General features: G+C 70.5%; 16 protein-coding genes. 9 read left to right on the plus strand and 7 right to left on the minus strand.

All coding sequences use genetic code 11. The annotated features are described in order from the left end of the window. The first annotated feature begins 45 nt into the window (after positions 1 to 45). A complete protein-coding gene (locus ABZ910_RS05925; RefSeq protein ID WP_361359846.1) occupies positions 46 to 1,095 on the plus strand; it encodes a hypothetical protein in 1,050 nt (349 codons plus the stop codon). A 115-nt stretch (positions 1,096 to 1,210) separates the two neighbouring features. Here the strand turns inward: ABZ910_RS05925 and ABZ910_RS05930 are convergent, their stop codons facing one another. Continuing rightward, a complete protein-coding gene (locus tag ABZ910_RS05930; protein ID WP_361359849.1) occupies positions 1,211 to 2,038 on the minus strand; it encodes an SURF1 family protein in 828 nt (275 codons plus the stop codon). Between the two features lie 160 nt (positions 2,039 to 2,198). Between ABZ910_RS05930 and ABZ910_RS05935 the strand changes: the two genes are divergently transcribed. Continuing rightward, positions 2,199 to 4,079 (plus strand): prolyl oligopeptidase family serine peptidase, encoded by a 1,881-nt coding sequence (locus ABZ910_RS05935; protein ID WP_361359984.1) that lies wholly within the window; start codon positions 2,199 to 2,201, stop codon positions 4,077 to 4,079. 301 nt (positions 4,080 to 4,380) lie between these two features. Here ABZ910_RS05935 and ABZ910_RS05940 read toward each other — a convergent pair whose 3' ends face one another. Then, positions 4,381 to 6,330 (minus strand): NAD-binding protein, encoded by a 1,950-nt coding sequence (locus ABZ910_RS05940; protein ID WP_361359852.1) that lies wholly within the window; start codon positions 6,328 to 6,330, stop codon positions 4,381 to 4,383. Between the two features lie 160 nt (positions 6,331 to 6,490). Here ABZ910_RS05940 and ABZ910_RS05945 point away from each other — a divergent pair, with 160 nt between their 5' ends. The 6 genes from ABZ910_RS05945 (at position 6,491) to ABZ910_RS05970 (ending at position 14,582) form a co-directional block, all read left to right on the plus strand. Further along, positions 6,491 to 7,540: a permease gene (locus ABZ910_RS05945; protein WP_361359855.1), complete on the plus strand. Its 1,050-nt coding sequence runs from the start codon at positions 6,491 to 6,493 to the stop codon at positions 7,538 to 7,540. Beyond that, complete coding sequence (locus ABZ910_RS05950; RefSeq protein ID WP_361359858.1) at positions 7,537 to 8,322, plus strand: TIGR03943 family protein; 786 nt, start codon at positions 7,537 to 7,539, stop codon at positions 8,320 to 8,322. Before ABZ910_RS05945 ends, ABZ910_RS05950 begins: the two co-directional genes overlap by 4 nt. Positions 8,323 to 8,436: 114 nt before the next feature. Beyond that, positions 8,437 to 9,504: a glycerophosphodiester phosphodiesterase family protein gene (locus ABZ910_RS05955; RefSeq protein WP_361359861.1), complete on the plus strand. Its 1,068-nt coding sequence runs from the start codon at positions 8,437 to 8,439 to the stop codon at positions 9,502 to 9,504. A gap of 117 nt (positions 9,505 to 9,621) precedes the next feature. Beyond that, entirely contained in the window at positions 9,622 to 10,935 is a 1,314-nt protein-coding gene (locus ABZ910_RS05960; RefSeq protein WP_361359864.1) for a hypothetical protein, read from the plus strand. Positions 10,936 to 11,622: 687 nt separating this feature from the next. Further along, entirely contained in the window at positions 11,623 to 12,882 is a 1,260-nt protein-coding gene (locus tag ABZ910_RS05965) for a nucleotide sugar dehydrogenase (RefSeq protein ID WP_361359987.1), read from the plus strand. 314 nt (positions 12,883 to 13,196) lie between these two features. Next, positions 13,197 to 14,582 (plus strand): glycosyltransferase, encoded by a 1,386-nt coding sequence (locus ABZ910_RS05970; protein ID WP_361359867.1) that lies wholly within the window; start codon positions 13,197 to 13,199, stop codon positions 14,580 to 14,582. A gap of 140 nt (positions 14,583 to 14,722) precedes the next feature. On the opposite strand, the gene ABZ910_RS05975 is transcribed toward ABZ910_RS05970, so the two are convergent. After that, entirely contained in the window at positions 14,723 to 14,863 is a 141-nt protein-coding gene (locus ABZ910_RS05975; protein WP_361359870.1) for a DUF397 domain-containing protein, read from the minus strand. After that, on the minus strand, positions 14,817 to 15,737 hold the full coding sequence (locus tag ABZ910_RS05980) for a helix-turn-helix transcriptional regulator (RefSeq protein WP_361359990.1): 921 nt from the start codon (positions 15,735 to 15,737) through the stop codon (positions 14,817 to 14,819). Before ABZ910_RS05980 ends, ABZ910_RS05975 begins: the two co-directional genes overlap by 47 nt. 143 nt (positions 15,738 to 15,880) lie before the next feature. Here ABZ910_RS05980 and ABZ910_RS05985 point away from each other — a divergent pair, with 143 nt between their 5' ends. After that, entirely contained in the window at positions 15,881 to 16,342 is a 462-nt protein-coding gene (locus ABZ910_RS05985) for an ATP-binding protein (RefSeq protein ID WP_361359993.1), read from the plus strand. Here the strand turns inward: ABZ910_RS05985 and ABZ910_RS05990 are convergent. The 3 genes from ABZ910_RS05990 to ABZ910_RS06000 form a co-directional block, all read right to left on the minus strand. Then, entirely contained in the window at positions 16,332 to 16,772 is a 441-nt protein-coding gene (locus ABZ910_RS05990; RefSeq protein ID WP_361359873.1) for a hypothetical protein, read from the minus strand. The two genes, ABZ910_RS05985 and ABZ910_RS05990, sit on opposite strands and share 11 nt — an antisense overlap. A gap of 140 nt (positions 16,773 to 16,912) precedes the next feature. Beyond that, positions 16,913 to 17,302, minus strand: coding sequence for a hypothetical protein (locus tag ABZ910_RS05995; protein ID WP_361359876.1), 390 nt, complete (start codon positions 17,300 to 17,302; stop codon positions 16,913 to 16,915). A gap of 96 nt (positions 17,303 to 17,398) precedes the next feature. Next, entirely contained in the window at positions 17,399 to 18,520 is a 1,122-nt protein-coding gene (locus ABZ910_RS06000; RefSeq protein WP_361359879.1) for a PE-PGRS family protein, read from the minus strand.

Here is an 18,520-nt window from a genome sequence, read left to right on the forward strand (position 1 = left end):
GGGCACGAGCAAGAGCACACGCCATCGCACGCTGGGAACGGAACTGTGAACCACGGCCGCGACGAAATGGGCCCCGAGGAGCTCGACTCGGACGAGCTCGCCCTGCGCCGGATGCTGCACACGGCGGTCGACGACATCGAACCGAGCGACGGCACATTGGACCACCTCCGCCGGGCGGTCCCCGCCCGGCGGGCGCGCAAGCGACAGGCGGCCATCGGCATGGCGGCCGCGGCCCTGTTCATCGGCACCGCGATCCCGGCCCTCGTCCACGTCTCCAACTCCGCCGGCTCCGACCCCAACACGTCCATCGCGGGCGAGGCCTCCCAGGCCCAGGGCGGCACCGGCCAGAAGAACCCGGACGGCGGCGCCGGCGCCACGGCCGGCTCCGGCGGCCAGTCCGCCAAGAAGGGCAAGCACGGCAAGAAGGACGCCGACAAGGGCAAGAGCGGCGGTACGGTCACCGGTGCGACCGGCGGGAGCGGACCCTCGGCCTCCACGGGCGCGAGCGTCCCCGTGTGCACGGCCGAGCAGTTGGGCTCAGCCACCGCGACGGTCGCCGCCCCCGACACCGCGGGCATCGTCTACGGCACCTTCCGGGTCACCAACATCTCCGCCACCGGCTGCACCGTCGGCGGCGTGGGCACCGTGAGCGCCATGGCCCAGGGGGCCGCCGACCCCGCCGCGATCGGCACGGCCCGCCATGTCTCCGGGGACGCCGCGGCCGGCCTGCCCGACCCGTCCCTGGAGGCCACCGGCCTGGTGCTGCTGCCCGGTTCGGCCTACGAGGAGAAGTTCGCCTTCGTGCCCTCGGCCACCTGCCCGCCGAGCGGCGACGGCAGCGACGGCGGCACGGGCACCACCGACCCGCCGACCGACCCCAGCCCGCCCGCGGACGCCGGTGCGGGTGGCACCGGCACCGACGCGAGCGGCAGCACGTCGGGCCCCGCTCCCCAGCTCGTCACCGAGGAGGGCACGGCCGACGGCAGCATCCTGGTGTCCCACACCCCGGCGGCAGGCTCACCGGGGGTGTCGACGACGGTGCCCAACGCGTGCGCGGGGACCGTGTACTGGACCGGCGTGCTGGCGGGGGCGTAGGGCCGGAGCGTAGGGCTCTGCCGAGGCGCAGGGCCGCCGGGTCGTAGGGCCGCTGGGTCGTAAGGCTGTGGACCGTGTCGGCCGCCGGCGCCTGAGGAGGAGGGGAACCGCCGCCTCAGGCGCCGGCCGGGTCGGACACGTTCCCCTGACCGGAGGGGACCTCCTGGGGGGACACGTTCGCCTCGTCCGGCACGATCCCGAGCGCCGCGTCCCGGGCGAACTCCGCCTCCCGGCGCACCAGCCGGAACCACATGAAGACCACGAAGCCGGCGAAGACGAACCACTCACCGGTGTAGCCGAGGTTCTGGAACGCCTTGAGGTCCAGCCCGGTGCCCGTGGGCGCGCTCGCAGGCACGGCGGTCATCCCCGAGTCGCCCTTGCCGAGCGTGATCCAGGCGTCGTACACCCGGTACGGCACGAGGTTCACGAGTGAGGCCGAGCTGATCGCCGACGTCTGTCCCGACGGCAGCCCGCTGCGGGCGTCGACGCCGTTGTCCCCCGGGGTCTCGGACGCCTGCAGCGCCCCCGTGACGGTGACCTCGCCGGAGGGCGGGGCGGGCACCTTCGCCGGGTCCGCGGTGCCGGGCAGCCAGCCCCGCACCACGGGTAGCGCCTGGCCGGAGCCGGTGCGCAGCAGCGTCAGCACGTAGAAGCCGCGCTTGCCGTCCAGTTGCCGGTCGGGGACGAGGAGCTGCTTGCCGTACCGGCCGGTCGCGGTGGCCCGCCGGCCCGACGTGCGCTGGTCGACGGGCAGCAGCTCGGCCAGCGGCCGGGCCGCCTCGCTCCGGGCCGACGCGGCCTGCTCGGTCGCGCTCCGGTGATCCTGCACCCGGGCCTCGAACCGGCTCAGCTGCCACGACCCCATGAAGATGCAGAAGGGGATGGCGAGCAGCACGAAGACGTTGATGCCCCACCAGCGGGGTGTCAGCAGAAACCGGTACACACCGTCCAAGGTACGGGGCTCGCGCGGAGCGCTCGGGCCGGGGGTGGGGGCGATGTGGCGGTGACGGGGGAGTTATCCACAGGCTGAGGATGCTCGCCAGCGAGATGTCGGCAGGGCCAGGCACTATGGGGCCATGACTGGGGCGATGAGCGAGAGCAAGATGCAGGACGGGCACGGCGGGCACAGCGGGCACGGTGGCCACGGCGGGCGCGGCGGGTCCGAGAACTGGCCGGACTGGGAGAAGCGCTTCCGCGCGCCGCGGGTGTCGCTGCCGGACTGGGCGCAGGACGCACCGGACCGCTCCCTGTTCGTGTCGAACGCGACGGGGACGTACGAGCTGTACGCCTGGGACCGCGCGACGGGAGAGCAGCGCCAGGCGACGGCCCGGCCGAACGGCACGACGGACGGCCTGCTGTCGCCCGACGGCGAGTGGATCTGGTGGTTCGACGACAAGGACGGCGACGAGTTCGGCGTGTGGCGCCGCCAGCCGTTCGCGGGCCGGGAGAGAGGCAAGGGCGGCAAGGGCGACGAGCGGGGCCGGGACGAGCTCGCGACGCCGGGCCTGGAGCCTTCCTACCCCGCGGGCCTGGCCCTGTCCCGGGACGGCCGTACGGCGATCGTCGGCCGCTCCACGGACGAGGAGGGTACGACCATCCACGTCACGCGCCCGGGCGGCGGCGCGACCCCGGTGGAGATCTACCGCCACCGTGAGTCGGCGGGCGTCGGCGACCTCTCCCACGACGGCTCGCTGATCGCGATCGAGCACACGGAGCACGGCGACGCGATGCACTCCGCGCTGTGCGTCCTGCGCCTGGACGGCACGACGGTCGCCGAGCTGGACGACACCGAGGGCGGCACGCGGGAGCTGGGCCTGGAGGTGCTGGGCTTCGCCCCGGTCGACGGCGACACGCGCCTGCTCATCGGCCACCAGAGGCGGGGCCGCTGGGAGCCCCTGATCTGGGACGTGGCGACGGCGGAGCAGACGGACCTGGAGCTGGCCCTCCAGGGCGACGTGAGCGCCGAGTGGTACCCGGACGGCACGGCCCTCCTCATCGCCCACGCCTTCGAGGCCCGCAGCGAGCTGTTCCGCTACGACCTGGAGACCGGCGAGCTGACGAGCATCCCGACCCCGCCGGGTTCGGTGTCCGGCGCGACGGCGCGCCCCGACGGCAGCGTGGAGTTCCTCTGGTCCTCGGCCGCCGAGCCGCCGACGGTCCGCTCGACGACCGGACGGGTGGTCCTGGATCCGCCGGGGATGAAGTGCCCGCCGTCGGTCGTGGTGGAGGACGTGTGGGTGGAGGGCCCCGGCGGTCGCATCCACGCCCTGATCCAGAAGCCGGCCGGGGCGACGGGCCCTCTCCCCACGGTCTTCGACCTGCACGGCGGCCCGACCTGGCACGACAGCGACTCCTTCGCGGCCGGCCCGGCGGCCTGGGTGGACCACGGCTACGCGGTGGTGCGGGTCAACTACCGCGGCTCGACGGGCTACGGCAGGGCGTGGACGGACGCCCTGAAGCACCGGGTGGGCCTGATCGAGCTGGAGGACGTGGCCGCGGTCCGCGACTGGGCGATCGCCTCCGGCCTCGCGGACCCCGACCGCCTGATCCTCACCGGCGCCTCCTGGGGCGGCTACCTCACCCTCCTCGGCATCGGCACCCAGCCGGCCGCCTGGACCCTGGGCATCGCGGTGGTCCCCGTCGCCGACTACGTCACGGCGTACCACGACGAGATGGAGGCTCTGAAGGCGATGGACCGCACCCTCCTGGGCGGCACCCCGGAGGAAGTCCCCGACCGCTTCCGAGCGTCCTCCCCCCTCACGTACGTGGACGACGTCAAGGCCCCGGTCTACATCTCAGCGGGCGTCAACGACCCCCGCTGCCCCATCCGCCAGATCGACAACTACGTCAAGCGCCTGGAATCCAGGGGCGCACCCCACGAGGTGTACCGCTACGACGCCGGGCACGGTTCCCTGGTGGTGGAGGAACGAATCAAGCAGGTGAAACTGGAACTGGACTTCGCGAACCGTCACTTGGGCGGATAGCCCGGGGACCCTCTGAGGGCGCCCTGTCCCTCCACCCCGGCCCTTTGGGCTAGGGGGTGGAGGTGCCGGGGTGCCCGAGGTGTACGGCGGCGAGGCCAGACGGGGTGGGGGTTGGACCCCCGACGGGTGCAGGGGCGGAGCCCCGCGAGGGGCGCAGGGGACGCAGTCCCCGCCGGGGTCTGGGGCGGAGCCCCAGGGATTGGGGCACTCTCATCCGACCGAGTCGGGTGGGCGAGGGCTGGGTGCAGGGGACGGAGTCCCCGCCCGGGTCTGGGGCGGAGCCCCAGGGGTTGGGTGACTTTCAACCCACCGAGTCGGGCGGGCGGGTGGGCGAGACCCTGCCCCCGGCGGAGCCTCGCAGCAGCACCGCCAACCCCCGCCGCGTAGCCGCGACCACCACCCTGTCCCCGTCACACAGCACATGGTCCGGCGCCAGTTCCTGCCGCCCCTCCAGCGCCAGCACCCGCCAGGCCCCGGCCCGGAACGCCTCGGCCACGGTCCGCCCCTCCAGCTGCGGATGTCTGCCCACATCCACGGCCGCGAACAGCAGCACGCGCCGCTCGACGGGAATCGCCCCGAGGATCTGCCGCCCCAGCATGGCCCCGGCGAAGGACGGCGCCGCCAGATGCGTGACACTCCGGCTCCGGGTCAGCGCACGCGGATGCGCGGCCCGCAGGGTCCGGTACACGGCGGTCGCGAAGTCGTCGTCGTACAGCCGTAGCACCACCCGCAGATCCGGCCGCACGGACCGTGCGTACAGCACCGCCTCCAGATTCGTCGTGTCCGCGCTCGTCACCGCCAGCAGCGCATGCGCCCGCTGGATCTTGGCGGCCTCCAGGACCCCCTCCTGCGTCACGTCCCCGAGAATCACCGGCACGCCCAGCCGCCGCGCCGTCGCCAGCCCCCGCGCCTCCGCGTCCGCCTCCACGCACACCACCGGAATGTGCAGCTCCCGCAGCCGCGTCAGCACCCGCGTACCGATCTTGCCCAGCCCGAGCAGCACCACGTGCCCGCCCAGCCCGCGCGGCGGCTTCCGCAGTGCGGACGCGGTCCGGAAGGTCCCGAGCGCCTCCAGCACCGCGGCCAGCAGCACCGGCAGCAACAGCAACCCGGCCAGCCCGGACAGCAGTTGGAGGATCTGCCGCCCGGCGGACTGCCCGATGGCCGGATCGTCGATCGCGAACAGATCCAGCAGCGTCAGATAGAACGCCCGCAGCGGGTGGATCCCCGCCACCAGCGACAGGGCCACGGCCAGCGCGACCACACACCCCACGCTCCCGGCCAGCGACCACCGCAGCCGCCGCGAGAACAGCGAGGCGAACGAGGCGAACGACGGCACGCCCCCGGCGCGCCCCGCGGGCAACGGCGGCCCGGCGGCGTACGACACCTGCTCCAGTACGACGGCTCCGCGCCCCGTGGCGGCGGCGACCTCCGAGTCGTCGGGGAGCAGCCGCGGTCCGTGCTCCCCGCTGGCTTCGGACCCGTCGGCCCCGGCGGGGTCGCTGCTGGTCGCCGAGAGGAGCGCGAGCGTGCGCAGTCCGGGGGCGGCGAACCGTCCCGACCAGGCGGGCGGCCGTTCCACCGCGCGCAGCAGCAGCTCGTCCGTCTGGACGACCTTGCTGGTACCGGCGAGCGCGGTCGCGGCCAGCGCGGGCGCGGCGGTGTCGGCATCGGACAGCACGGTCGTCGACGCGTCGTCGCCGCCCGCCCCGGAGGACCCCGCCCCGCCGTCGCCGTCCTCGCCGCCTCCGATAGCCAACGCCGATGCCTGGTCGAGGAGGTCCTCGATGTGTTGGCCCAACCGCCGGTTGTAGAGCCGCAGGACGAGCCGCAGTCTGGGGTTCAGGCGGCGGGCGGTGAGGGCGGCACGGATGTTGGTCTCGTCGTCTTCGTACACGAGCGCCAGCGAGACGGCCCGCTCCACCCCCGCCTCGGAGAGCACGGCCTCGGTCGGCTCAAGGGCCTCCAGCACCCGCTCGGCGCCGGCCGCGCGACCGTCACCCCCACCGGAACTGCCGTTCCCCTGACCGCTGTTGTTGCCGTTGTCATTGCCGCTGCCGGCAGGCCGCCCGACCGCCGCGTTCACCACCCGGTCCAGCAGCGCGGCCGAGGCCGCTCTCGCCCGCCCGACCACCGGCGGCTGTGCCGTACGCGCGGACGCCGGTACGACGAGCGTCACGTGCTCGCCGTACACTCCGCGCAACTCGGCTGACAGCCGGTGCGCGAGACCGTCGTCGCCGCACACCACCATGTGCGCGTGCCCGGAACTGTACCCACCTTGGTTCGGAACGCTCCCCACGAGTGAAAAGCCTGCCTCATCGGGCCAGTTGGTGCCAGGACCGGCTGAACACCGTTGCCCTGACCGCCGTATGGAAGGGGAGGGAGACACGTACGCCGGAGGTACCCCACCCGTGGCCATCACCGAGGAAGCCCCACCGGGGACCGCATCCGACGCACCCCACGACGCACCCCACGACAAGCCCCCCGGCCGCCGGGGCGGCGGTCAGGACGGCTGGCACCTCAACTCCCCTCTCGCCCTGACCCTGTTGCTGCTCCTGGTGGTGGTCGCGCAGGGCCCGATCCGCGGGGCACTGTCCACACCGGTGATGCAGAGCTGGATGACGGTGTTCGTCGCGGTGGTCGTCCAGGCGCTGCCCTTCCTCGCGCTCGGCGTGCTGCTCTCGGCGGCGATCGCCGTGTTCGTTCCGCCGTCGTTCTTCGCCCGCGCGCTGCCCGCGCGCCCGGCCCTGGCCGTACCGGTCGCCGGACTGGCGGGCGCGGTGCTCCCGGGCTGCGAGTGCGCGTCCGTGCCGGTCGCCGGGGCCCTGGTACGGCGGGGTGTCACCCCGGCCGCGGCGATCGCCTTCCTCCTCTCCGCCCCGGCGATCAACCCGATCGTCCTGACGGCGACGGCGGTCGCCTTCCCGCGCCAACCGGTCATGGTGCTGGCCCGGTTCGCCGCGAGCCTGCTGGTGGCGTGCGCGATGGGCTGGTTGTGGCAGCGCGCCGGCCGTACCGACTGGCTGCGCCCGCCACGGCACGCGGTGCACGAGGGCCAGGGCAAGGGGGAGGCGTTCTGGGGGTCGGTACGGCACGACCTGATGCACGCGGGCGGTTTCCTGGTTCTCGGCGCGATGGCCGCGGCGACGCTGAAGGCGGTGGCCCCGGCGAGCTGGCTGCGTACGGCGGCGGGCAACCCGGCGTTCTCGGTCCTGGCGCTCGCGATCCTCGCCGTCGTGCTGTCGATCTGCTCGGAGGCGGACGCCTTCGTGGCGGCCTCGCTGACCCAGTTCTCGCCGACGGCCAAGCTGGCGTTCCTGGTGGTCGGCCCGATGATCGACCTGAAGCTGTTCGCGATGCAGGCGGGCACCTTCGGCCGCGGCTTCGCCCTGCGCTTCGCCCCCGCCACCTTCGCGCTGGCCATCGCGGGCGCGGTCCTGACCGGGGCGGTGCTGCTGTGAACCGGCAGGCTCAGGCGGCGATCCTGTTCCTGGTCGGCGCGGCCCTGCTGCACGCGGGCCTCACCGACCTCTACCTGCGCTACGTCAAGGCGGGCCTGCGCCCGCTGATCCTGCTCGCGGGCGCGCTCCTGATCGTGACGGCGCTGGCGACGGCCTGGTACGAGTGGAGGACCGCACACCGGAAGAAGCGGCAGCCCGCCGACGGGCACCCGCATGCCGATGCCCATACCGATGCCGATGCCGATACCCATGCTCACGCCCACGCCCACGCCCATGCCGAACCCCGCGTCGCGTGGCTCCTCGTCCTCCCCCTCCTCGCCCTGATCCTGGTCGCCCCGCCAGCTCTCGGCTCGTACAGCGCGATGCGCGCCGGTACGGCCCTGCAACAGCCGTACGGCTACACGAAACTGCCCGCCGGCGATCCCGTACCGCTCAACCTGGTCGACTACGCGGGCCGCGCGGTCTACGACCACGGCCGCTCCCTGGACGGCCGCAGCGTGCGGATCACCGGCTTCGTCGCCGTGGACGGGTCCGGCACCCCCTACCTGGTCCGCATGGCCCTCAACTGCTGTGCCGCGGACGCCCAGCCGGTGAAGGTCGCCCTCGCCGGAAGGATCCCGCCGGTCCTCAGGCCGGACGCCTGGCTGACCGTGACGGGCACCTACACGGCGAGGGTGACCCGGGACCCCGTCAACCACGGCCCGATCCCGTACCTCCGCGTCACCGCGGCCGAGCCGGTGGCGACGCCGCACGACCCGTACGACGAGACGTGGAACAACTGAGAACCCGGGAGGTTTCCCCCAGCGTTCACGATGCCATCAGGTGGAGGCCGTCGAGGTGGGCAGACGCGGCATTAGCGTCCGCGGGGCAAGAGAACGAACGGAATTGAGGTTTCGATGTCACCGCGCCATGTCCTGGCAAGCCTGGCTCTCGTGCCGGCGCTCGCCTTCCCGGCCGTCGCCCACGCGTCCACGGCGGACGGCTCCGACGTGCCGCCGCAGCAGACCCACTTCGACCTGCAGGCCCACCGCGGCGGCATCGGCATGACGACGGAGGAGTCCCTGGAGGGCTTCGCCAAGGCGCTGCGTCTCGGCGTCACCACGCTGGAGCTGGACACCCACATCACCAAGGACCAGAAGGTCGTCGTCAACCACGACCGGCAGATCAGCGCCCAGAAGTGCCGTGACACCGCGCCGGTCACGGCGGGCGACCCGATGTACCCGTACGTCGGGAAGTACATCAAGGACCTGACGCTGGCCCAGATCAAGACTCTGGACTGCGGATACCAGCAGCTTCCCGGTTTCCCGGAGCAGGAGGTCGTCAAGGGCTTCCGGATGGTGGAGCTCAAGGACGTCCTGAACCTGGTCAAGCGCTACGACGCCAAGCAGGTCAAGCTCAACATCGAGACGAAGGTCGAGGCGGGCGCGCCCGAACAGACCGCGCCGCGCGAACTGTTCGTCCGCCGGGTCTACGAGGAGATCCACAAGTCGGGGATCGAGGACCAGGTCACCATCCAGTCCTTCGACTGGGGCGCGCTGAAGGAGATGCACAAGCTCGCGCCGAAGTGGCCGCTGGTGGCGCTGACGAACTACGACTTCCTCCAGGTCGGCAAGCCCGGCGCCTCTCCGTGGCTCGGCGGGATCGACGCGGACGACTACGACGGCGACTTCGTGAAGGCGGCGTCCGCCATTCCCGGCGTCAAGGCGCTGTCCCCCAACTACGGCTTCCCGCAGAACGGCAAGATCGGCGACCCGGACTTCCGCTTCTACCCCGACAAGACGATGGTGTCCGAGGCACACGCACGGGGCCTGAAGGTCATCCCCTGGACCTGTGACGACCCGGCGACCGTGGAGGCGCTCATGGACATGGGCGTCGACGGCATCATCACCAACTACCCCAACCACGTCCGGCAGATCATGGCCGATCGCGGCATGCGACTGCCGAAGGCGTACGAGCCGCGCTGACCGATCGGGCATCCCCACGGGCCGCGTTCATCCCAACGGACCGCCTCGGCTCGCCACCGCCGTAGGACCGGGGTGTGCTGGCATCACCGGCCGCACCGGTGAGCGAGGAGGACGGCCATGTCGGACCGCCCTGCCTCCGGCGCGGACGAAGTCCCGGAAGGGGATGACCTCGAAGAACTGAAGGCGCGCGTCCGGGCGTTGGAGGAGGCGCAGCCCGAGAAGGCACACCGCGCTCCCCGCCACCGGGCGCGGTCCGCCCTGGCCGCGCTGCTCATCGTCATCGGCTGTGTCCTGGTCCCGCCGGGCCTGGTGGCGGCGTGGGCGGCCGACGTGATCGGCGACACGGACCGCTACGTGGAGACGGTCGCCCCGCTGTCCGCCGACCCCGCCGTCCAGGCGGCCGTCGCCACCCGCGTCTCCGACGTCGTGACGAACCACCTCGACCTGTCGCGCCTGCTGGAGGGGGTCGCCCCGAAGGACCGCCCCCGCCTGGAGAAGGCGCTCGGCAAGCTGGGCGGGGCGCTGGAGGGCGCCGTCGGCGGCTTCGTGAAGGACAAGACGCAGGAAGTGGTGGCCTCCGACCGCTTCCAGAAGTTCTGGGTCGACGCCAACCGCAGAATCCACGTCACCATGGACAAGGCGCTGACCGGCAAGGGCGGCGGGGCGGTGGTGCTCAACCAGAACACGGTGAGCATCGACCTCGCCCCGGTCATCGACCAGGTCAAGATGCGCCTGGTCGACGCCGGCCTGACGGTCGCGGCAAAGATCCCGGAGATCCACACCAACATCACCGTCGTCAGGTCGGACGACATCGGCCGGATCAAGACGTACTTCCGCCTGCTGCAACTGGCCGGCAACTGGCTGCCCGTCATCGCGGTCCTGCTGGCCGCCGCGGGCGTGCTGCTCTCGGTCCGGCGCCGCCGGGCACTGGTCGCCGCGTCCCTGGGCTTCGCCGCCGCCGCGCTCGTCCTCGGCTTCGGCCTGACCGTCTTCCGCGCCGTCTACCTCGACCACCTTCCGGCGAACGTCTCGCAGCCGGCCGCCAAGGTGGTCTACGACACCCTGATCCGCTTCCTGCGCACGTCGGTGCGGACGGTGCTGACGCTGGGCGTGGTGATCGCCCTCGCGGCCTGGCTGTCCGGCCCGGGCCGCTACGCGGTGGTCGTACGGCGGCTGTGGCGCTCGGGCATCCGGGCCGTCCGCTCCACGGCGGACAGCCTGGGCATGCGCACCGGGCCGGTGGGCCCGTTCGTCCACCGCCACCGCCACTGGATCACGTGGATCCTGGTCGTCGCGGCCGTAGTGGTGTACCTCCTGTGGAGCTATCCGACGGGCTGGGTCGTCGTCGGCGTGGCCCTGGTCCTGCTGTTCGCGCTGGCCATCGTGGACTTCCTGGCCGAGGACGACCGTGTCGAGGCAACGACAGCCTGAGGTCCCCTCTGGCCCCTCCGCTCTGCGTGCTGCCGGTGGTACAGGGGGCGCGCAAGGGCGCACGCGCCTCCTCCCGGTGTGCATCCGTCCGCCTGACCGCGATGGGCGCAATCAGTCTTGCGATTGGCAGGAAATGATTAAAGTTTCAGCCCGGCACGAATGGGGGGAACTTGTGAAGATCAATTCACGTCCGTCTAGCCGTCGCGAGCGGGCGCCGCGGAGGCGCGTGAACCTCGCGGAGGCGCCTGGACGTCCAGCCGAAAAGTGGGACAACTGATGCCCCTGTGGCCTGAGTTAAAAGGACAGGTCGGTGCATCGGTGCCATATTCGGATCTTGAGGATGATTCAGGAGTACCGAATTGGTAACAAGGGTGGATTCTTGGCGGCGGCACCCTTGTTGAACCTTTAAGCTTCATAAATGAGGGGGAAGCGTGAAGGTCGCTGAGCGCGCCTCGCGCATGTTCGGGCAGGTGGCCCGGACAGATCAGTAGCACCACGGTGGCTCGACGAGGGCGCCTGCTGTAACCCGACGGGGGGTTCGGCGCGCCGCTTCCGGCACCGCTTCATTCAGTACATGCAGTGCCCGACGCCGCGGCTGCCTGCTTCAGGAACAGGCAGCCGTACTTCAGGGGCGCCGTTTTCCAGTCCGCGCGTGCTCGCGGGCTGGCCAAGGGGAGGGAAATGACCATGCACGTTTGCGTGCTCGGGCAGGGCTATGTCGGCCTGCCCCTGGCCTTACGGGCCGCCGAGACCGGGCACACCGTGACCGGCTACGAGCCTGACCGGAACCGCTGCGAGAGCCTGGCCGCCGGATCGTCCTACATCGAGGACATCGACTCCGCCCGTCTGCAGCAGGTGCTGAGATCGGGCGCGTACACGCCCAGCTCGGACCCGAAGGACCTCAAGGGATTCGACGTCGCGGTCATCACCGTGCCGACACCGCTGACCGATCGCGCCCCGGACCTCACGTGCGTACGGGACGCCGGCGAAGTGCTGGCCAGATGGCTGGAGCCGGGGGCCACCGTGGTGCTCGAGTCGACCACGCATCCGGGCACCACTCGCGACGTGCTCATACCCCTGCTGGAGGAGGGCTCGGGCCTCATCGCGGGGCGCGATTTCCACGTCGGGTTCAGCCCCGAGCGCATCGATCCCGGCAACGCGGACTGGCGCCTGGAGAACACGCCCAAGATCGTCGCCGGGCTCACCGATGCCTGCCTGCTGCGCGTGAAGGACTTCTACGACTCGGTCACCGACGTCACCGTGCCGGCCTCCGGGTTGGAAGAGGCCGAGCTGGCCAAGGTGTTCGAGAACACCTACCGGCACGTCAACATCGCCCTGGTCAACGAGCTCTCCCGGATGGCGCACACCCTCGGCGTGGATGTGTGGCACACCCTTGAGCTGGCCGCGACCAAGCCGTTCGGCTTCACCAAGTTCCTGCCCGGCCCCGGCGTCGGCGGGCACTGCCTGCCCATCGACCCCGTGTACCTCAGCCACCACGTCAAGGCACGCCACGGACAGACTTTCCGGCTCATCGAGCTGGCCCAGGACATCAACGAGAGCCAGCCCGACTACGTGGTGCGCCGCCTGCAGGACGCCCTCAACCGCCGCTTCCGCCGCAGCGTGCACGGGGCTCGCGTCCTCGCCCTCGGCGCCGCGTACAAGCCGGACACGTCCGACGCCCGCCAGTCGCCGGCTGTCCAGGTCATCGACCGGCTGCGCGCCATGGGCGCGGACGTCACCGTCGTCGATCCCTTCCTGGCCGACGGCGGGCGCAGGGACATTCCCTTTGCCACTTCGGGAAGCGGCATGAGCGTTGCCGACTTCGACGCCGTCGTCCTGCTGACCCCGCACGGCGAATTCGACCTCACCCAGCTCGCTGCCGAGGCCGCCTACGTGCTGGACACCCGTGGCGTCATGGCGCCCGCTCCGCACGTCGAGCGGCTCTAGAGGACAGAGGAACCACAGCCGTGGCGGCGGCCAGTCGCGCCCCACGACGCATTTGACCTCCAGCGCATCACTGCCGAGGCGAGGTACGTGCTGGACACCCCGGGGCGTCATGTCCTCGGGAAACGACATCGAGCGTCTCTGACGCTCAGAGGGGAGGGGAACATGTACGGACGTGGAACGCTGGCCAGCACTGGGGCCACTGTGGCGCTCTTCGGGACGACTGTTGCTTTCGAGTGGACCATTGCTGCGATAGCCACGCTGGTCTTCGGCGGAGCCGTGATTTACCGGGTCGCGAAGAGAGGGTCTCGCTACCAGTGAAGGTCAGCAGGCTTGCGGCCTGCGTCCTCGGCGCGGTGGGGGTGGCTGCTTGGGCGGCCACCTACCACCTCGCCCTGGGCGATACGGACAGGAAGTTCTTGACGGGGCTCTACCTCTTCGACGCAGCGCTGATCGTGTTCTACATCAGCTCGCTGGAGATCAACGGGGTCTGGTCGAAGCTCCCCGTGGCTCAGGGGCGCGTAGTGGCGATCGTCCCGGCCTTCGAGGAAGAGCCCCATCTTCTGAGGGCGGCCATCGGCGCCCTGCTTCGGCAGACGTATCCGGTCGATGAGATCCACGTGATGGACGACGGATCGGTCAGGCACCGGGTCCAGCCCTTCGCACATCCCAAGTTGGTCTGGCACCGTCAGGCCAACGGCGGGAAGCGCTATGCGCAGGCCGGAGTTCTGCAGAAGCTACGTCGTGAGGACTGGGATTTCATCCTCACCGTGGACTCGGACTCGGTGCCGGGGGACGACGCATTGGAGATGCTCATGCGGGCCATGAGCAAGCCGAAGGTCATGGCGGCCACCGGCCTGATCCTGACCCGGAACTACCGGGACAACTGGATCACTCGTATCTCCGACCTGAACATCGGCACCTCGTGCCTGATGATCCGCTCGTCTCGTTCGGCCCTGGGGGCTGTGGAGACCACGTCGGGGGCTCTGGCCCTCTACCGGGCTCCCGTGGTCTTCGACAATCTCGCCGACTACGTGAAGTCCGGAACCAACGGCGACGACCGCCGCCTGACGATGTACGCGCTCTTGCGGGGCGACGTGGTAGTGGTCAACGACGCGGTGGTCCACTCGGCCATGCCGGAGACCCTCAGAGGGCTCTACAAGCAGCGCCTGAGGTGGGGTAAGTCGGCCTGGCAGGCCCTGCCGTTCGCGGTGGTCAACCTGGAGTGGAAGAAGCTGTTCTTCCCGCTCCTGGCGGTCACTCAGTGGATCATGTTGCCGGTGCTGCTCACCATGACGCTCAGCGGAGCGTTCTTCCGGACGAAGCCCGAGTACGTGGCCATCGCCTTCGGCTCGTACCTGGCCATCCGGTATGTGGAGACGCTCCAGTACATGATCCGGCGCCCCCGGATGCACTGGATGGCAAAGCTGGTGATGTGGCTGTGGGCGACGCCGGTGGAGATTGTCGTCAAGGTCTTGGTGATCTACCCGGCCAAGTACTGGGCGGTCTTCAAGCTGAGGGACCGGGGCTGGGTCACCAGAGGCAACGCCCATGGCGCTCGGGGGAAGCACCGCATCCAGGCGGCGCCCGTCGAGGTTGTCGCCCCGGCACCCGAGCCGGTGTACGCCAAGGCGTACGACCCGCTCGATGATTCGACGCTGCAGATGCGGCAGTTCCGGTCTCCAGCAGCCCAGCCCCGCTGAACCACTCCGCCCCGGGCCATCCCCGTGCCCGGGGCGGCGTCATGTCAGTGGCCCTTGAGGGAGGCCGGCGGCCCACCGGCCCCTCGCGGGCAAGGGACCGGCGGCCCCGGAAGACGGCTCGCGACCGGCATCCGGCGCGTTCAGATGCGGCCGTGGATGCCCTTCAACTCACTGACGAACACTGCCCAGGAGGCGGCGGCGACGGTCATCACAGGACCGTCCGGCGCCTTGCTGTCACGAACGGGTACGACCCCGCCGGGAATCCCGTCGGCCACCTCCACGCAGTCGCCACCCTCCTGATTGCTGTAGCTGCTCTTGCGCCAGACGGCGCCGTTCAGCTCGGGACGGGACATTCGCTCCACGGTGATTGCCCTCCATCACGGATCGGATCATGTCCAGGGACATGTTCGGGGGCAGGGCTGCTGCCCTCAGCCGATCGTAGGTCAGCGAGATCCGCCTGACCTCCTCCAATTCCTCAGTGAGTTGGCCGAAGTGAGCGCCCTCCATATAGGCGACCTCCGAGCCGTCCGGCATCGTGAGAACGGTCAACGAGACATCCACGACGCCATGTTCAATCTGCTCGAACGGAAGCACCTGCACGACGGCATGGTGATCCTCCGCCGCACCGATCAGCCGCTCGAACTGCTCCCGCACCACGACGTCACCACCGCCGAACGGGCGCCTCAACACTGCCTCGTCGAGGACGACCCACAACTCGGGCCGGTCCGGTGCCAGGAGCCGCTTCTGCCGTTCGAGCCGGGCGGCGAGCCGCTCCTCCAGCTGCTCGTCACTGCTGAGCGTCAAGCCTTGGCTCAGCAGGGCCCGTGCGTACGCCGGGGTTTGCAGCAGGCCGGGCACGACGCTCGCCGCGTACTGCCGGATGGACACGGCCCGTTCCGAGTACGCCATGAACATCCGCGCCCAGTCCGGAAACATCTCCCGATACACATACGGCCACAGCTCGACCAGTAAGTCGTCCGCACCGAGGGCGGCGTCGAGCGCGCGGGCCAGTTCCAGCGTGGGCTTCGCGCCCGAGGCCCGCTCGATCTGCGTGATGCGGGTGCTTACTACGTGCGTCTTCGCGCCCAGCTCGGCCTGAGTCAACCCGGCTTCCGTACGAAGTCTGCGCACCCGTGAGCCGAACAGTGCCGCCATAGACGAGCTGGGCTCAATTCCCTTGGCCAAGGCGTCACGTCCGTTCCTTACGAGGTCAAAGGTAAGGCTGCGTCCCCTTTCGAGAGTAGGGCGACCGGACGACTCTTGAGTACGGAACGTGACGACTCGTGGACGGACAGGCCGTGCTGACAGAAACGACGAAGACCCCACCGGGTGAACAACACCACGTGTTCACCGCCCAGTTCGCCTCCTCACGCCAAGGCGCACGGCAAGCCCGACGCTCGGCGGTGCGGTGCATGGAGGAATGGGGCCACCCGGCCGCGTCGGACGCGTCCTGCACGGTGGCACTCATCGTGGGCGAACTGGCGGCGAACGCCGTGCAGCACGGCAGCGTCCCGGGCCGCGACTTCGGCCTCCGGCTCGCCCGCGATGAGATGGGAGACCTGATCCGCATCGAGGTCGCGGACGCCGCCGCCACGAAACGGCTACCGGCCGCCCAACCCACGTCGTACCCCGACGGCGAGTCCGGCCGCGGCTTACTCCTGGTGGACGTTCTGGCCGAGCGCTGGGGCTCGACCCCTCGTCACCCCGTGGGCAAGACGGTCTGGGCGGAAGTGGTGACCGACGCCGGTGTCAGGCCGTGACGGGAATGCGCGTGGCGAAGTCGCGGCCGGCGGACTTGGCGGCGGGCGGGAACACCATCTTCAGGCCCTTCTCCTGCCCCTGGACGGTCAGCACGGTCTTCAGGCCGAGACCGAGCAGCGCCTTGCTCAGCGGGGCCGCGGTGACGAGCTCGCGCGGCACGGTCACCATCAGCTTGCCCGGCTTGCCCGTGGCGGTCTTGCCGTCGAAGAACAGCAGGCGCTGGTCCGTGAGCACCCAGTACGTCGGGCGCGGCTGGACGGTGGCTATGACCGTCCCGGCCGTCAGGGCGCCGACCACCGCGGTGGTGAGGATCTGACGCTTCACGGAGACGGAACCGACGTTCGCCATCCCCGTGAGATCCACCTGCTCGCCACCGGCGAGGAGGGGGGTGACGGCGTCGAGCAGCTGCCGCGTCCTTCTGTTGTTCATGATCGTCCTCAGGGTTTGCGGTCGTACAGTCAGGCGTGTGCGCGCCTGCTGTCGCAGCAGACACGTCGCGTACGACTCCTCAGCAGGCGTGCTGGTTGTACTGCCTGCCGTAACTCGCCTGCGTGCGACTTCTTCGAGCCTCAGCGCTGGGCCGTACGCCCTTTGCGGTCGGAGATGTGCACGGGCGCGTCCCGCTCGGCACGTTCGCGGTCCAGTTCCGCCTGCTGTCGCGCGTCCCATTCCGTGAACTGGGCCTTGGAGCGCTGGCGTTCCGCGTACGTCTGGTCGTCGGCCGCCCGGCGCATCTCGTGGAGCCGCTGGTACACGGCCTCGGTGTAGTGCGGGTCCTGGAAGGCGTCCTTGATGTCGACTCGCCCGCCCAGCACCGCGCCCGCCATGTCGCGCAGGACCGGGTCGAGCGATGTCGCCTGGGCGATGGTGCGCAGGGAGCGACGCAGCCGCAAGGCCTGCTCGGGGTCCTGGGCGATCCCCATGAGTTCTTCGTCCTGGATCTCCCGGTCCGCGGTCATGGGTCGGGCACGTCCTTCCTGTGGGCGGCGGTGGGTGTTGAGGCGATGAGGAATTCAGGAGTTGAGGGCAGTGAGAATCAGCCGGGGAAAGGGAGGTCACCCGAACTCGTTACGAGCCCACTCGTCCATGCCCCCCGAAGTCCCTCTGTTCCTGCGGCCTGTTGCCGCGTGGGACGAGCCGGACGAGCCGGAGGACCCAGACGTGTTGGATGAGGCCGCGTTGGACGAGTCGGACGAGTCGGACGCACCCGTGGTGTCGCCTCCGCCCTGCCCGGACAGTGCGTCGACACCGCGCTGTGCACGGTCCTCGACCGCCCCGCTCGCGGCCTCCGTCGCGGAGTCCACGTACGTGTTCGGGTCCGCGTAGTCGGCGAGGGCCGATCCCTCGCCCCCGGTGACCTCGTTCTTGAGGCCGTCCACGTACTCGCCGGCCGCCTTCTTGCCGACGTCCGCCGTCTCGCCGAGGTCGATGCCGGACCGTGCGTCGAAATAGGTCTCGATGCCCTGCTGGCCGACGTTCTGCACCATGCCGACAGCGGCCTCGCGGGCCTTGTCCTTGGCGGCGTCGACCACCTTTTCCTGGACGATCTCCTTGGCCTTCTCCTTGGCGAACTTCTTCGCCTGCTCCTTGACCGCCTCCTTGGTGACCTTTTCGAGCTGCTCCTTGGCGATCTTCTTGAGGGCGTCCATGGAAGCGTGCTCCATGGCCTTGGTGATCGCCTCCATGACCTCCCTCTTGAGCTTGTCCAGCAGCTCGCGGACGATCAGTCGCGTCGCCTGCGTCGCGCCCAGCCCGCCGATCTCCGACAGTCCGAAGGTGAAGGGAGCAGACGCCTGTGCCGCGATGATCTCCAGTGCCAGGGCGACGAGTTGGGCGATCACGGCCAGCTTCGCCGTGAGGACCGCCACCGCGGCCCCGTCGAAGGCGAGGGCGATCACCTCGCACGCGGTCTGCGCGTCCGGGAGGTAGCTGTCCTGGCCGTTCGCGCCGGTGTAGGCGCTCCAGGCCTTGCTGAAGCCGTCGACGGCCGAGCCGGCGTTGCTGGAGACGACGATGCCGGCGAGGCCTTCGCCCCGCACCTGGATCTGTTCGAGTTCCGTACCGAAACTCCGCCAGGCCTCGGCGACCTCGTGCAGTGCCTCTTCGTCGGCCTCGGGCCAGCTGTACCCGAGGAGGTCGAGCACCCAGACGAGCTCGCTGGGCAGTGTGAGTGCCAT

It is taken from the genome of Streptomyces sp. NPDC046805, from assembly GCF_040645355.1.
Lineage (GTDB): Bacteria > Actinomycetota > Actinomycetes > Streptomycetales > Streptomycetaceae > Streptomyces.

Excerpts from the sequence above, each read along its gene's own strand:
- ABZ910_RS05935 (WP_361359984.1), top strand. The coding sequence starts at position 2,199 with ATGCAGGACGGGCACGGCGGGCACAGCGGGCACGGTGGCCACGGCGGG.
- ABZ910_RS05940 (WP_361359852.1), bottom strand. The coding sequence starts at position 6,330 with ATGGTGGTGTGCGGCGACGACGGTCTCGCGCACCGGCTGTCAGCCGAG.
- ABZ910_RS05955 (WP_361359861.1), top strand. The coding sequence starts at position 8,437 with ATGTCACCGCGCCATGTCCTGGCAAGCCTGGCTCTCGTGCCGGCGCTC.
- ABZ910_RS05960 (WP_361359864.1), top strand. The coding sequence starts at position 9,622 with ATGTCGGACCGCCCTGCCTCCGGCGCGGACGAAGTCCCGGAAGGGGAT.
- ABZ910_RS05965 (WP_361359987.1), top strand. The coding sequence starts at position 11,623 with ATGCACGTTTGCGTGCTCGGGCAGGGCTATGTCGGCCTGCCCCTGGCC.
- ABZ910_RS05980 (WP_361359990.1), bottom strand. The coding sequence starts at position 15,737 with ATGGCGGCACTGTTCGGCTCACGGGTGCGCAGACTTCGTACGGAAGCC.
- ABZ910_RS05990 (WP_361359873.1), bottom strand. The coding sequence starts at position 16,772 with ATGAACAACAGAAGGACGCGGCAGCTGCTCGACGCCGTCACCCCCCTC.
- ABZ910_RS05995 (WP_361359876.1), bottom strand. The coding sequence starts at position 17,302 with ATGACCGCGGACCGGGAGATCCAGGACGAAGAACTCATGGGGATCGCC.
- ABZ910_RS06000 (WP_361359879.1), bottom strand. The coding sequence starts at position 18,520 with ATGGCACTCACACTGCCCAGCGAGCTCGTCTGGGTGCTCGACCTCCTC.